The following is a 15,168-nucleotide window of genomic DNA, read 5'->3' on the forward strand; positions in this document are numbered from 1 at the left end:
CGCCAGTATGGAACTTTCGGAGGCCTTGCTTAATTATAAGCAGTATATTTGCGCGGAAATTTTGGCAGACAGTTTGAGTAGTTCAGATGAGCTTGTTCAGGCCGAAGCAATTTCTATAAACGACATACCAATCAAGGTTCTAATTCAAAAAAATTAGCATCATGGCACAAAAACCAACTAAAAAAGCGGCAAAAACCGCAAAACCAAAAGCTAAACCGGTTGTAAAATCGAAGACATCGGCAAAAACCCCTGCAAAAAAGGTGGCTCCGAAACCGGCAAAAAAAGCAGCAGCTAAACCCGTGAAAAAGGCTGCTCCGGCTAAATCTGCTCCTAAAAAGGCAGCAAAAAAAGTTGTTGCTAAAGCAGCAGCTAAACCTGTGAAAAAAGCAGCTCCGGTAAAACCCGTAGCTAAAAAAGTAAAAGCCCCTGTTAAACCGGTTGCCGTAAAAGCAGCGCCGGCAGCAAAAGTGCAAACAACAAAGGCCCCCGTTAAAACCGTTACCAAAAATGAGGTTGTAAAAGAAAAAGAAGTGAAAAAGGCAGTAACAAAAACGGTAGCGCCAAAACCGGAAGTAAAAAAAGAGGCCCCTGTTGTTAAAGCAGTTCCTAAAAGGTTGATAAAACCGGTTGTTAAAATAACACCGGCACCTGTAAATACCGATAACAGAAGCAGATACAGTGATGCTGAATTAGCAGAATTTAAAGAGCTGATTTCAGGCAAGCTGGAAACTTCAAAATCGGAATTAAAATATTTGCAGGAACAAATCAGCCGCAGCAGCGAAATGGGTGATGATTCAGATGCACGTTTTAAAGGTTTGGAAGATGGTACTTCAACTTCGGAGCGCGAATATCTGAGTCAAATGGCTTCGCGCCAGATTCAATATATCGGCCATCTTGAAAAAGCGATGATCAGAATTGAAAATAAAACCTATGGCATATGCCGTGAAACCGGCAAACTGATTTCTAAAGAACGCCTTCGTGCTGTGCCGCATGCTACATTAAGTATCGAAGCAAAACAAGGTAAAGGATAAATCAGTGAAAAAATCCTATCTCGCCATTGGCATCATATTTTTGGTTTTACTCATTGACCAGGTTCTAAAATTCTGGATTAAAACCACATTTACCCTTGGTGAAGAAATAAATATTCTTGGCTTAAGCTGGGCTAAACTCCATTTTGTTGAAAATGAAGGTATGGCATTCGGCATGGAGTTAGGTGGAAATTATGGCAAACTTGCCCTCACCTTATTCCGGTTAATTGCAGTATTTTTTATTGGATATTATTTATACACGCTAATAAAGTCAAAAGCCGGAAACGGATTAATCATCAGCATTGCATTAGTTTTTGCGGGTGCGATGGGGAATATTATCGACAGCGTATTTTACGGTGTTTTATTTTCAGCTTCTGATTACAGTGTTCTTGCGCAGTTTTTACCTGAAGGTGGTGGATATACTACTTTGCTGCACGGTCATGTGGTAGACATGTTTTATTTTCCGATGGCTGATGGTCGTTACCCGGAGTGGATACCGTTTTTGGGAGGAAAATATTATTCGTTTTTCAGACCTGTATTTAACGTTGCCGACAGTGCAATTACTATAGGTGTATTATCGATTTTATTGTTTCAACGCAGCATATTTGCACATACTGAAGAGGAGCAAAAACCAACTGAAATAAATTCAGAGCCCCCTGTAACTCATGAGGAAAGCACTGAACAACATACCATCTCTTAACAGTTTTAAATACCCAACTATTTAAGCTTTTTAACTTAAGTTTGTTGTTGCTAATAATGATGAAAAACATTGAAGATTTACAACAATTTTATCAGCAGGAAATAGTTCCCGGACTTTCAGAACTGGAAATTTTACGCAAAGCACAATTACGCCGATTAAGGTTTATGTGGATTGCCACAGTAGTTTCGCTATTGCTTGGTTTTATTACATTAATGCCACCGCTTATTCTGGTATTTTTATTAATATCATTATTACTGTATTTTTTCTTTTTCGGATTTAAACGCAAGCGCCCCGATTTTAAAGCAGAATATAAAAAAGTTGTTATCGGAAAACTCATTCAGTTTGTTGCACCCGATTTAGTTTTTACACCAAATTTATTTATTCCGCAATCGCAATATAATACCAGCAAGATATTTTTATCCAGCCCCGATATTTATAAAGGTGAAGATTTAGTGGAAGGTAAAATTGATAAAACACAAGTAAAATTTTGTGAATTACACACGCAAGATCGCCAAACCGACAGCAAGGGAAGAACACATTATGTTACCATTTTTAAAGGGTTATTTTTTATTGCAGATTTTAATAAAAACTTTGCCGGACAAACATATGTATTAAGCGACTTTGGCGAACGTTTTTTAGGTGGATTTGGAAAGATGTTACAAAACCTAAGCGTTGGAAGGCCCGATGTTGTTAGGCTTGAGGATGTTGAGTTTGAAAAACAATTTGTGGTTTACAGTACCGATGAAGTTGAGGCAAGATATATTCTTTCACCTTCATTTATGGAACAAATAATGGCATTTAAAAATAAAACAAATGCTAAAATCCAATTTTCGTTTGTAGGCAATAATATTTATATGGCCATGCCAATGAAAGAAAATTTATTTGAGCCATCGTTGCGTAAAACGGTAATGAATTTTGAAGATATTAAATCGTATTATTCGCAATTACAATTCTGCGTTTCAATTGTTGATGCATTAAATTTAAATACCCGCGTTTGGACTAAACAATAATGTTTTATTGTTTATTAATGTGATATATTTTGTAGGTTATTTGCCAGCCTTCTGCACCTAAAGCAGTATTTAGCGCAATTTCCATAACCATATCGCTGTAAATTTCTTCGCTGAAACCTTCATTAAATGTAAGCGGCAACCAGGTAGTAATATCACTACTATATGTTGGACCTGAAAATTTATAAGTATCAGATAATGTAGTGCAACAACTTATTTTTAAATTTTTAATCACATTTACATAATCGTTATACAGTTTTCTGGCTTCAAGAGAATCTGTTCCGAGATACAGAATATTGTAATAAGCAGCCTTTCTTGTGGAGTCGGCAGGAACTACTCCTGCTTCAAGCGAATTTTTAGTCATTAAATTGCTGTACCATCCGGCTTGCCTTTCAATAAGTATTGGTCTTTGGGCAGTTTGCAGGGTTTTGAAATCGGTAGCAAAGTCGGTAATTACTTTATTCACTAACACCCCAAACTCAACGCGGTTCGGTGTTTGTAAAGCCTGCATTTTAGCTTCATTGTCTTTTATAACCCACTTTTCCCAGGTCAGCACGTCAGGAGCGGCAACAATTGCGGCGCTTTTTGCAGTAGTATCGGGCCCCTGAAACAGGTTATCTTCAAAAACACCTGCAATTTGACCACCATCTGCGGTATAAAAAGCTCCTTTGCCATGGAGTCCGTTAAATTTAAACTCTCCCACATAAAAAGCACCATTTGCCCAGTCGTAACGACCATATCCGTGTCTCGCCCCGTTTTCCCAGTTCCCGGTATACATGTCACCATTTTCCAGTTTAAACACACTATATCCATTTTCGCAATTGCCAACAATACATTGAGCCGAGGAGCTTTTGGCAAACAGAATTTGGGATAGCGCAATAATAAAAACCAAGTATGTATTTAATTTCATATGTCAATAAGTCGTTTTACCGGTCTGTTTTAGATTTAGAACGATGTTTAACACTGCGTTCGGTATAATTGTGCGACAACACACTAATATTTCCATTTACTTCAAGCATACACAAATCAACTTGTGTAAAGTCGGACAAGCCATGTTCCCGAACCACTGCCATAAGCTCGTCGGAACTGATGCCAACCCTACGTAAATGCGCATTGTTCACGCTGCCTTTATAGATGAGCAAAACCGGATTTCCCTCCAATAATTTTTTAACAGGGCCATACCGTTCCACCATTTTTAAGACAAAATTGATAACAAACAGGGTAATAGCAGCAACAATTCCGCCAAAAAGTGTTGTGTCGGGTCCGAGCATGGCATTTTGCACGGCATTGCTGATTAATAATACCAATACAAAGTCAATTACACTCAATTGGGCGATCTCACGCTTTCCCATTATGCGCAGGCCTGCAAGCACAATAAAATAGATTACGGTAACCCGCAAAACGATTTGAAGGAGCACATTTGTATCAATTGCCATGTCACATTGTATTTAAGGGTGAAAGGTATAAATAAAAAACTGTTGTTAAAACCCATAACTTTATCTTAAATTTACCCGTTCAACTTACTACAATATCATGCTGAGGAACATTGCGTTATATCTTTTTATTAGCTTAATGGCACATATTGCCAATGCTCAAGAATCATTGTTATGGAAAGTTACCAGCCCTGATGGTAAATTTACCTCTTATATACTTTGTTCCACCGAGTTAAGTGGTGCCGAAAACTATGATGTTGCCACCGGTGCTGCAGAAATAATGGAAAAAGTAAATACTGTTGCTTTTTTTAATGTTCCCGACCCTACAGAAATTCAAAATATTCCGGTATTTATGAAATCGCCGGGTGATAATACTTTAAAAGGTTATTACAAACGTGAAGATCGTATACGTTTCGAATTAATGGTAAACGATAAATTAAAATCCAGCCCTGAAAATTATTATTCATTAAAACCATTATATGTTTTAAGTTTATTAAAAGAAAAGGATCATGCTGCTGCAGTTGATTTTCAACAAACCATTTTACTGGATATTGCATTGCAACAATCGAAGCCTACTTTAAGTATGGTAACCATCCGACAAATTGCCGGAGTAATGGATCAAATGGATTTTAGTACGCAGGCAACTGTATTAAGCAATTATGTAAATAACATTCAATCATATTTAGATGGTGATGCTGAAAAATTTAATGCATATGTTCAGCAGTCATTAACGGATTACATGAAAGTAGTAAATTCATCAGAACAACCGGCGTATATTAATGTAATGCTGAGTGGCATGAATGATTTATTATTGAAAAAAATTGAACCATTAAGTACACAACAATCTGTTTTATATGTATTAGATGCCGAATTAGTTTCAGGCGAATCAGGAATAATAAAAAAATTAAGAAACAAAGGATTTGGTGTAGTAGCAGAGCCTTTTAGTTTAAAATTATATTCCGGAAACAATCCTCAAATTACCGGATCGGCAAATCAAAATACCGCAACTGCATCAACCAGTAATATTCCTGATGATTTTCCGTCATTGACAATAATGCCGGCAATAAACGGATATGTAAATCCCGAAGAAATTAAAGTAATTAATATAAAGGAACAAAGTGCAGATGAACGCGATTATATTGCTTATCGCGATCCGTTTGGCGATTTTTTTGATATGGCTGCTGCAGATACTTTGTTTTTAGAAAGTTGGTATGAATTAAAAGGAACTGATGCCAATTTTAAAGTAAAGGTGCCATTAAAAGGTGAGTGGGAACAATCTGAAACACCATGGAGTAATGGCGGTGTGATTAAAAAATTTGTATATACGAACAACCACGCAAAATCCGATTTATTTTATTCAGTGGGTTACACTGTTTATCCGCCAACCTTTGTTCAGAATAATAAAAATAATTTCTTTGAACAATTTATTCAAAGCACAAAAGACCAAATAAGTGGAGAAATTATTTCTCAGCGCATCGTGTCCAACCCAAACTTTACAGGGCGCGAATTTACTGCTGTTGTAGGTGATTCATTTTTTGTTCGCTCACAATTTTTATTACAGGATAATGTGCTGTATCAATTACTTGTAGGTGGCCCGGGCGATAATCCGTTTAGTGTTTATGCCGAATCGTTTCTCAATTCATTTGAAACAGCATCAAATGTTTTAGTTAACTGGCATTTTTTCCAGCAACCATCATTTAATTGTTATTTACCTACACCTCCATCTAAACAAACAAAATCATACACGCTGCCAACAGGACCATTAACTGTAGTAACATATACTTCAACTGATTATAAAGAATTAATTGATTATAGTGTTATTCAAAGCACTTATCCTCCGGGACATAAATTCGGAAATAAAAATGCATTTTTTGACGATTTAATTGCTGCTGCAGAAAAATCATATATCGGAAAAGCATATAAAGTTGAAAAAGTTGAAAACAACGGTATTGAAGGTCGTTATGTAGAAATGCAATTAATGAACAGTAAAATTTACCGTATTTATTTTTACTTTGATGGAAATACGGTTTATCAGTTTGCTGCAGGTGGCGACGGACAAATATTGGTTTCAAACAATGCAACACGGTTTATTCAATCTATCCACTTCTTAACGTTAGAAGATAAATAATTGAATTGTTGTTCAGCTAATATCAAAGTTTAACAAAACCATTGCCGTCGAAAATCGGCACAACATCAAATTGCGGATTACTCATACAAAATTTGATATCATTTTCAATTCCTAAACGTTGTAGTCGTTTAAAGTGTGTTGCTTGTTTTACAGTGCGCAACATATTTTCACGAACGTGTTTATATAATAATTTTGCACTTAAGGTTGAGTCGTCGATAATTCTGAAATCATCTGCCAATTCGCGCACAACAGCACCGGCAAAAAGTGCATCGTCCATTACGTAGTGGTCTTTCCATCCTGCACAAAACAAAATGGTATTTCTGTTTTCATTTTTTATCCATTCGAAAATGGCATCCTGATTTACAAAACTTCCTGCCACAATATTTCTTGCACCTTTGCTCATTAAAACGCAACGCGTGCCATTTGTAGTAGTATGAATTATTTCTTTACCGCGAACCTCTTCACTCATAAATTCATAAGGAGAGTTCCCAAAATGGAAATGCGGAATTTTAATACCATCGCGTTCGCCGGCAACGAGGTATCCTTTTTTCAGCCATTCATTGGCTTCATCAATAGTTTCAACCGGAATCATTTTTTTCACACCGTGGTGTAAGGCAGATGCAATAGTTGAAGTGGCGCGAATAATATCAATAACCACCACGTTTTTATCTTTCGGATCGTGTTGATTCCAAAGTGCGGGTGTAAGGCACACCTCTAAAATGGGTCGGTTATCTTCTTGTGTGTTGGTCATAATTAGAAAGCAACGGCTAATGAGGTTAAGTATTCTGTTATTTACTCCAGAATGGAATCTTAACTACTTTGGCTTTCACGGGTTTTTGGCGAATATCTATAAAAATTTCGGAATCAACAGCAGTTTTTTCATTTGAAACATAACCAAGGCCTATTGCTTTATTCAAACTAGGGCTTTGAGTTCCGGAAGTTACCTTTCCGATAATGCTGCCATGTTCATCTAAAATAGGGTAATCGTGGCGTGGAATACCGCGGTCAATCATTTCGAATCCCACTAATTTGCGGGTTAAGCCGGCATCTTTACCAGCAATAATTTTATCCTTACCAACAAAATCGTTGTTTGCTGCTTTTAATTTGGTAATCCATCCTAAACCGGCTTCAAGAGGAGATGTAGTATCATCAATATCGTTGCCGTATAAGCAGAATCCCATTTCGAGTCGAAGGGTGTCACGAGCGGCTAAACCAATAGGTTTAATGCCATAAGGGGCACCGGCTTCAAACACTTTGTTCCAGATGGTGAGGGCGTGTTCTTTAGGGAAATAAATTTCGAAACCACCGGCGCCGGTATACCCGGTAGCTGAAATGATTACATTGCCGACTCCGGCAAATTTATGTTTCGTAAAAGTATAGTAAGCAATGCTGCTCAAGTCAACATCAGTAAGGCTTTGAAGCGCTTCCGCAGCTTTTGGACCCTGAATAGCCAATAACGCAGTGTCGTCTGAAATATTTACCATATCAACACCACCGGTATTGTATTTCATGATATGATTCCAGTCTTTTTCAATATTGCCGGCGTTTACTACTAACATATAATTGCCATCTTCAAGATGATAAACCAGTAAATCGTCAACGATACCACCATTTTCGTTTGGAAGGCAGCTATATTGGGCTTTTCCAGGGCTAAGCGTGTAAACATCGTTGGAAGTAACCTTTTGAATAAGCGCTGCAGCTCCATCTCCCTTTAAAATAAACTCACCCATGTGGCTAACATCAAAAACCCCAACGGCATTGCGCACGACATGGTGTTCTTCAACCTGGCCTGAATAAACAATAGGCATTTCATAACCCGCAAATTCAGCCATCTTGGCTCCGAGGTCTTTATGTAATTGAGTGAGCGCTGTTTGTTTCATATTTTACCAATTTGGATATCTAAACTGTAATTTGGTTTAAGCAGGCGCAAAGATAAGCCATTCGGCGCAGAGCTTTAAGAAGAATTTGATTAGGCAGCCGGCGTTGATGCACAAAATGTGGAGGGTATTATATACAAAGTTTTTTACCGATTACCTTTGCAGCATGAAATTGAAAAATCCTATTTCGTTAAAAGAATGTGCTGCTATGCTTAATGCAACTTATGCAGGCAACGGCGATGCGCACATTACGGGAATCAATGAAATTCATAAGGTTACCAGTGGTGATATTACGTTTGTAGATTTTCATAAATATTATGATAAAGCACTGAATTCTGCAGCAACATTTGTGATAATAAACAAAGAAGTGGAATGTCCTGAAGGGAAGGGATTAATTTTTAGTGACGACCCGTTTCGCGATTATGTAAAACTGGTTAAACACTTTGCACCTTTTACACCTTCATTAAAAAATATTGCTGATAATGCAATTGTGGGTGAAGGCACAATTTTATTTCCGGGTGTATATGTTGGCAATAATGTTATCATTGGTAAAAACTGTATTATTCATCCGAATGTTGTTATTTACGATAATGCCATTATTGGTGATCATGTAATTATACATGCAAATTCAGTTTTAGGTGCTGATGCATTTTATTTCAAAAAACGCGCAACACATTTCGATAAAATGGAAAGCTGCGGCCGCGTAATTATTCACGATGGTGTTGAAATTGGTGCTTGTTGTACTATTGATAAAGGTGTGAGTGGTGATACCATTATAGGTGAACAAACAAAATTGGATAACCATATTCATATTGGTCATGGTGTTGAAATTGGTAAAATGTGTTTATTTGCAGGACAGGTTGGTATTGGCGGTAAAACAATTATTGGTAATAATGTAATTGCATGGGGACAAGTTGGTATTTCAAAAACATTACATATAGGAGATAATGTGGTTATTTTAGCACAGAGTGGTGTAGGTAAAGATTTAGAAGCGGGAAAAACCTATTTTGGTTCTCCGGCAAGTGAAGCTCGACAAAAAATGAAACAAATGGCTGCAGCAAATAATATGCTGGAAATATGGGAAACGATGCGCAAAAAAAACACGGATAATTAATATGCGGAAAAATATTTCATCAGGTGCAAAATGGGAAGATATAGTTGGCTATTCGCGAGCAGTTGTTATTAATAATACAATTGAAATTACCGGAACAGTTGCTGTAGATGAAAATAATATTTTAGTTGGTGGCAATTCTGCATACGAACAAACATATTTTATTATTCAGAAGATAGAAAAAGTATTAAATCAAAGTGGTTTTGAATTAAAACATGTTGTGCGCACGCGAATTTTTGTAACAGATATTTCGCGATGGGAGGAATACGGTAGAGCGCATGGGGAATTTTTTAAGGATATAAAACCGTGTACTACGATGGTGGAAGTGAGCAAGCTTATAGCGCCGGAATATTTGGTAGAGATTGAAGCAACGGCTATCAAAGATTAAGTGTTAAAAATTCTTCATTTTAATTTTTTGTTTTTTCCTTTTTCAAAAAATGTATTTAATTGGAGTTGGATTTTTTTTGAGTTGTCGAGCTTATAAACCACTATTAATTCCATATCAGTAATATTTATAAACGTAGAATATAAAGTTCCGCCCTCGCGGCCACTGCTATCGGTTGCCGGAAGTTGAACGGCTTTGGCAATTACATTGCCTACCATTTTTAAATCGTCAGGTTGATTATTTAATTTAAGTTCTGCAACTCCGGTCTCTATTGCGTTAAATCGGTAACATGGAAAATTTCCCTGGGTAGTATCACTTAATAAAAAATTAGTCATAGCCAGATAGTTTTCAGCTATTCGGGTAATTATCCGTTTGCCATTAACCCATTCAACAACAGCCGCGTCACCATTTTTATCTCCAAAAAGAATATGGCCGGATTCGATTGCAATTTTATTTATTTCAAGAAAATCAATTGCTTCAGTAGTTGTTTTACATTGAGCAAGAATTTTATCGCCTAAATTATATTGCGGATCTGAATAGCCTGCCGGTATTAGCTGCGTTGGCGCAACAGCTCCATCAAAAAACAATCCGGCTTCATTAATTCCGCCCTGAGCAAATTTTTTCCAACCATACCATACTCTTGCCAATTCGTCTTTTTTAGCAGGATTAAATTGAAGGTAAGGTTTTACATCATACCAATAGTCTTCATTATTTGCGACATATATTTTACCGGTTTCAGCATCTATATAATATAATACTGAGCAAGCATTAGTTAAATAAAAGGCAGATATGCATACAAAAAAAATAAGCAGCTTTTTATACATAGTATAAAGATAGCTGCTTAAAATTTAATGATAAAGAATTTGTGATTACATCTGGTGAAAATTACAGCGCCATTTAATTCCAAACTTATCGGTTAGTTCACCATAGGTGGCGCCCCAAAATTGATGCGCAAGCGGCAGGGTAATATTCCCACCTTCGGATAATTTAGCAAATGCAGTTTGTAATTCCTCTTCCTCGGTGAAATGTATAAACAATGAAACGGCGTTTCCCGACTGCAGATTTTTGTCTTTTATATCGGAAGCCATAATCATCATCTGCCCGAATTTAAGTTCACCGTGCATAATTTTATCATGCATTTCAGAAGGTAATTGTGGGGCCGCGGGAGAGTCTTTTACAGTTAATAATTTTATCTCTCCACCCAAACAATTTTGATAAAATGATAATGCTTCGCTACAATTTCCATCGAAATTGATATACGGATAAATATTTGATACCATAAAGTTTATTTTAAGATTGAGGGAATGCTGAAAGGTCCATATATGCAACCTCCCATTGGTGGCCATCGAGGTCTTCGAAACTATGTCCGTACATCCAGCCATGATCCATTGGGTCGGCGTAAATTCTGCCACCTGCTGCAACAGCGTTTTTTACCATTGCGTCAACAGCTTCTCTGCTTTCTGCATCTAAACATATCAATACTTCTGTGCTTGTTTTGGCATCGCTAACAGGTTTTTTGGTAAATTCCTGAAAACGCGATTCAATTAATAACATTACATAAATGTTACCACTAATAATCATACAAGTTGCTGATTCGTCGGTGAATTGCGGATTAAAAGTAAATCCAAGATGCGTAAAAAAACTGATTGACTTTTGAAGGTCTTTCACCGGAAGGTTAATAAAAATTTGAGTAGCCATTTTGTTATTTTTTTATGAATTAAATTAGTTTTACTAAAAGTTGAACATCAGTATTATTAATATAAATTTCTAAACAATATCCATCAGGATCCAAATCGGGATGTTTTAGCAATTGCTCAAAAGTATTACCAATTGCCGGAATGTTTTGCATAAAATCAGTTAAAACTGTTCCATAATATTTTCCTTTTCTGATGACATCTGTTTCGCAGTTTAATTTATCGGGCTCATCATAATTCAACATATTAACTGCTGCTTTGTATAAAATTTTCCTATTCACATCAGGGTAAGAAATACCGTAATAGTTTCTACCCGGTTTTTGCGGAATTAATTTGTGTAATTGCTGATGTGCAGCTAATACACCTCCCGGAAATGATTCGGCTCTGATACAACAAACAATGATGTCGCTTTCAATAAAAATTTCATTTCTGATTTCTGTCATAGTTGCAAAAGTATGTCGCAAATGCCTCTGTCAAGGGGTGTAAAAACGACAATGTTTAGGGTTGTTTGCGACATGGTGTTGTAATACCTTTGTACTATGCGTACTATAACCATATTGGTTCCGGAAACCGCTGTACCGGCGGCGGTTGTTGATCCGAGATATATGTTTTCGGCGGTAAATGCGTTTCATCGCGAAGCAGGATTGCCAATTCCATTTAAAATTCAACTAGCGGCAATGAGTAATGAAGTGGTTTTAAATGACGGCAATATTATAGTTAAACCGGATTTGCTACTTAAAGATGTAACTGAAACCGATTTATTAATAATTCCTGCATTGAGTGGAGATATGGAAGCCGCTATAGCAAAAAACAAAGATGCGCTACCATTTATTGTTGCTCATTATAAAAATGGCGCTGAAGTTGCCAGTTTATGTTTGGGTGCATTTTTATTAGCATCAACAGGTTTGTTAAACGGTAAGTCCTGTTCAACACATTGGTTGTATGCTAATGCATTTGAAAATTTATTTCCCGAAGTAACCTTAACTGATGATAAAGTAATTGTTGATCAAAACGGCATTTATAGCAGTGGCGGCGCAATGGCCTATTGGAATTTATTATTATATCTGGTTGAAAAATATACCGGCAAAGAAATGGCCATCATGGCATCCAAGTTTTTTTTATTAAACGCCGGACTAAACAGTCAGTCGTCGTTTACTATGTTTAAGGGACAAAAAGACCATGATGATTGTGAAATTTTGCGGATGCAGGAATACATTGAAAAACATTATGGCGATAAAATTTCTGTGGATGATCTTGCAGAAAAATGTAATATCGGAAGGCGAACGTTTGAAAGAAGATTTAAAAAAGCGACTAAAAATACGGTTGTAGAGTATATCCAGCGTGTAAAAATTGAATCAGCAAAAAAAATGCTGGAAACAGGTCGCAAAACCGTAAACGAAGTAATGTTTGAGGTGGGATATTCCGATGTAAAAGCCTTCAGAGATGTTTTTCAAAAAAGTAGCCGGATTATCGCCGGTGGAGTATAGGAGGAAGTATGAGGGTTGAGAAGTTCTCCAGAATATTGTATTAAGCCCATGATCCGGATTTGTGATTTTTCACTTGAAATCGCTCAAAAAGAGAAAACGTATTATATTTGCAGTCCCTAAAAAACAACGGGCCTATAGCTCATTCGGTTAGAGCAACTGACTCATAATCAGTAGGTGCCTGGTTCGATTCCAGGTGGGCCCACAACTTGCACCTTAGGGTGCATTTATTGTTTATGCCACTTTTTACGTCAACTTATTAAGCACAACCCTCAATAAATTCTAAATTCGTGCTATGAGCTTGACGCTCCGCTTTTACATTTTCAATTTACCGAACCCAATCCATAATTCTTTGTTTTACCTTTGTGAATATGCAACTTGCCCAGCTTTATCAAAAGGCTTTAAACCTTGAATTCCTCACTGTGGAGGAAGGGATGTATCTGTTTGAACATGCGCCAACTGCCGAACTCATGGAAGTGGCCAATACGATAAGAAAACGCAAAAAACCGGGAAATAAAGTCACCTGGATAATTGACCGCAACCTGAATACCACAAATATTTGTGTGGCAAATTGTAAATTTTGCAATTTTTATCGGGTGCCGGGGCATGCAGAAGGGTATATTACCGATAAAGAAACCTATCGCGTAAAAATTGAGGAAACGATAAAATACGGTGGCGAACAATTGTTATTGCAGGGAGGGCATCACCCTGAACTCGGTTTGGAATTTTACGCCAAAACATTTCGTGAAATAAAAGAAATGTTCCCGCAAATTAAATTACACTCTTTAGGCCCACCGGAAATTCATCATATTGCAACTTTAGGGGGACATAGCTATGAATATGTACTCACCGAATTAGTAAAAGCAGGATTAGATTCATTGCCCGGTGCAGGCGCAGAAATTTTAGTGGATCGCGTGCGCAAAATAATTTCAACCGGAAAATGTTCTGCTGATGAGTGGTTAAACGTGATGCGTGTTGCACACAAATTAAATATTACTACAAGTGCTACCATGATGTTCGGGCATATTGAAACAATTGAAGAACGGTTTTTACATCTTGAAAAAATTCGTCAGGTGCAAAGTGAAAAGCCGGAACATGCAAAAGGATTTTTAGCATTTATTCCGTGGACATTCCAGGATGTAGATACCACTTTGAAAAAAATTAGACGCGCAAAAAACGATACCACACCCGACGAATATATTCGTACCATTGCCATTTGTAGAATGTTTTTGCCAAACATTGAAAATATTCAGGCAAGCTGGTTAACAGTCGGCAAAAATGTTGCGCAAATATGCCTGCATGCCGGAGCAAATGATTTTGGCAGTATTATGATTGAAGAAAACGTGGTAAGTGCAGCCGGTGCTCCACACCGATTTACTTATAAAACTATTCAGGATGCAATTCGTGAAGCGGGATTTGAGCCGCAATTACGAACACAGCAATATGAAAACAGGGTGATACCTGAAAATATTGTTGAACAGGTAATTAATTATTAATAATTGTTTCGCGTAGCAATAATTTATTTTGAGATGCTACGTTAAAACATTATTTTTATATGATTTCAATTAAAAATATTTCAGGCATTAAATTCAATTATATGAAAATCAACTTATTAATAATAGCAACATTGTTTTTGTTTACGTCAACATTGTCGGCGCAATCGCAAAATGCAGGAACTTTCTCATTTCAGGTTGGATACGATTTAGGTGTTCATGGGACTAAATACACGTCAAAATTCGGCGGGTTTGTTGTTGATACCGATACTAGTGCAGCACTAACCAAAATGGTGGGTTTAAGTGCGCAATATAATATCGTAAACTGGCTTTCATTTGGCGCAACTTATACATTTGGTGGATATGTTGAAGACACTGCTGATGCTAATGCAAACGGAAACAGGACAGGATATATTACTTTCGACTTACGCGCATATCCGATTAATGGTGAACGATTTAATTTATATGTTGGTCCAGAATTTGGTTATTCCTATCTGGAAATTAATCGCTTACTTCCCGGTAATATTGATGAGATATATAACTATAACGGCGGACATTTTGGTGTAAACCTCGGTTTCAACTGGTATTTTTTAGATTTTGCAGGTGTATTTATGCAATTAGAATATACTAAAAACAATTTTACACTTCAGGATTACTCCTTAGATGGTACTGCAATTGATCTAACTAATTTTGATGTTAGTCTTGATACTTTTAGTGCAGGAGCAAAATTTGGTTTGTGTTTTAAAATAAATTAATCAAAACAGCTTATTTACGATTTTAACGCCGGGTATAACAATATATTTATGAATAATTGTTATACCCGGTTTT

At 36.8% G+C, this 15,168-nt stretch carries 16 protein-coding genes, 1 tRNA gene and 1 pseudogene; 10 read left to right on the top strand and 8 right to left on the bottom strand.

Annotation, left to right across the window (positions count from 1 at the left end; all coding sequences use genetic code 11):
• Positions 1-161: 161 nt before the first annotated feature.
• Genes IPI65_08500 through IPI65_08510 form a run of 3 tightly spaced genes read left to right on the top strand, consistent with a single transcriptional unit; the run spans position 162 to position 2,738 of the window.
• Positions 162-1,031, top strand: coding sequence for a TraR/DksA family transcriptional regulator (locus IPI65_08500; GenBank protein ID MBK7441551.1), 870 nt, complete (start codon positions 162-164; stop codon positions 1,029-1,031).
• 4 nt (positions 1,032-1,035) lie between these two features.
• Positions 1,036-1,728 carry a lipoprotein signal peptidase gene (locus IPI65_08505; protein ID MBK7441552.1) on the top strand — a complete coding sequence of 231 codons (693 nt, stop codon included), beginning with the start codon at positions 1,036-1,038 and terminating at the stop codon, positions 1,726-1,728.
• Positions 1,729-1,784: 56 nt separating this feature from the next.
• The gene (locus IPI65_08510; GenBank protein ID MBK7441553.1) at positions 1,785-2,738 is read left to right on the top strand and encodes a DUF3137 domain-containing protein; all 954 of its coding nucleotides are present in this window, start codon (positions 1,785-1,787) and stop codon (positions 2,736-2,738) included.
• A 4-nt stretch (positions 2,739-2,742) separates the two neighbouring features.
• Here IPI65_08510 and IPI65_08515 read toward each other — a convergent pair whose 3' ends face one another.
• Positions 2,743-3,645, bottom strand: a complete 903-nt coding sequence (locus tag IPI65_08515; protein MBK7441554.1) for a hypothetical protein — start codon at positions 3,643-3,645, stop codon at positions 2,743-2,745.
• A 16-nt stretch (positions 3,646-3,661) separates the two neighbouring features.
• A complete protein-coding gene (locus tag IPI65_08520) occupies positions 3,662-4,171 on the bottom strand; it encodes a DUF421 domain-containing protein (GenBank protein ID MBK7441555.1) in 510 nt (169 codons plus the stop codon).
• Between the two features lie 97 nt (positions 4,172-4,268).
• On the opposite strand from IPI65_08520, the gene IPI65_08525 reads away from it, so the two are divergent.
• Positions 4,269-6,296: a TraB/GumN family protein gene (locus tag IPI65_08525; protein ID MBK7441556.1), complete on the top strand. Its 2,028-nt coding sequence runs from the start codon at positions 4,269-4,271 to the stop codon at positions 6,294-6,296.
• Between the two features lie 22 nt (positions 6,297-6,318).
• Here IPI65_08525 and IPI65_08530 read toward each other — a convergent pair whose 3' ends face one another.
• Complete coding sequence (locus IPI65_08530; protein ID MBK7441557.1) at positions 6,319-7,047, bottom strand: 2-phosphosulfolactate phosphatase; 729 nt, start codon at positions 7,045-7,047, stop codon at positions 6,319-6,321.
• A gap of 37 nt (positions 7,048-7,084) precedes the next feature.
• Positions 7,085-8,176, bottom strand: a complete 1,092-nt coding sequence (gene gcvT / locus IPI65_08535) for a glycine cleavage system aminomethyltransferase GcvT (GenBank protein ID MBK7441558.1) — start codon at positions 8,174-8,176, stop codon at positions 7,085-7,087.
• Positions 8,177-8,339: 163 nt separating this feature from the next.
• On the opposite strand from gcvT, the gene IPI65_08540 reads away from it, so the two are divergent.
• Positions 8,340-9,287, top strand: a complete 948-nt coding sequence (locus IPI65_08540) for a UDP-3-O-(3-hydroxymyristoyl)glucosamine N-acyltransferase (GenBank protein ID MBK7441559.1) — start codon at positions 8,340-8,342, stop codon at positions 9,285-9,287.
• Between the two features lies 1 nt (position 9,288).
• Positions 9,289-9,672, top strand: coding sequence for a RidA family protein (locus IPI65_08545; GenBank protein ID MBK7441560.1), 384 nt, complete (start codon positions 9,289-9,291; stop codon positions 9,670-9,672).
• Between the two features lie 14 nt (positions 9,673-9,686).
• Here IPI65_08545 and IPI65_08550 read toward each other — a convergent pair whose 3' ends face one another.
• From IPI65_08550 to IPI65_08565, 4 genes are read right to left on the bottom strand one after another with little or no spacing between them, the layout of a single operon-like run.
• Positions 9,687-10,493, bottom strand: a complete 807-nt coding sequence (locus IPI65_08550; GenBank protein ID MBK7441561.1) for a penicillin acylase — start codon at positions 10,491-10,493, stop codon at positions 9,687-9,689.
• 45 nt (positions 10,494-10,538) lie between these two features.
• Entirely contained in the window at positions 10,539-10,949 is a 411-nt protein-coding gene (locus IPI65_08555; protein MBK7441562.1) for a VOC family protein, read from the bottom strand.
• 10 nt (positions 10,950-10,959) lie between these two features.
• Positions 10,960-11,367, bottom strand: a complete 408-nt coding sequence (locus IPI65_08560) for a VOC family protein (protein ID MBK7441563.1) — start codon at positions 11,365-11,367, stop codon at positions 10,960-10,962.
• Positions 11,368-11,386: 19 nt separating this feature from the next.
• Positions 11,387-11,806: a transcriptional regulator gene (locus IPI65_08565; GenBank protein ID MBK7441564.1), complete on the bottom strand. Its 420-nt coding sequence runs from the start codon at positions 11,804-11,806 to the stop codon at positions 11,387-11,389.
• Positions 11,807-11,902: 96 nt separating this feature from the next.
• On the opposite strand from IPI65_08565, the pseudogene IPI65_08570 reads away from it, so the two are divergent.
• From IPI65_08570 to IPI65_08585, 4 genes and pseudogenes are all read left to right on the top strand, one after another.
• Positions 11,903-12,869, top strand: a pseudogene (locus tag IPI65_08570) (helix-turn-helix domain-containing protein).
• 109 nt (positions 12,870-12,978) lie between these two features.
• Positions 12,979-13,052 (top strand) — tRNA-Ile (locus IPI65_08575).
• A gap of 166 nt (positions 13,053-13,218) precedes the next feature.
• Positions 13,219-14,343, top strand: a complete 1,125-nt coding sequence (mqnC, locus tag IPI65_08580) for a dehypoxanthine futalosine cyclase (protein ID MBK7441565.1) — start codon at positions 13,219-13,221, stop codon at positions 14,341-14,343.
• A gap of 101 nt (positions 14,344-14,444) precedes the next feature.
• On the top strand, positions 14,445-15,095 hold the full coding sequence (locus IPI65_08585) for a hypothetical protein (protein MBK7441566.1): 651 nt from the start codon (positions 14,445-14,447) through the stop codon (positions 15,093-15,095).
• Positions 15,096-15,168: the final 73 nt, after the last annotated feature.

This window comes from Bacteroidota bacterium, from assembly GCA_016706255.1.
Lineage (GTDB): Bacteria > Bacteroidota > Bacteroidia > Chitinophagales > BACL12 > UBA7236.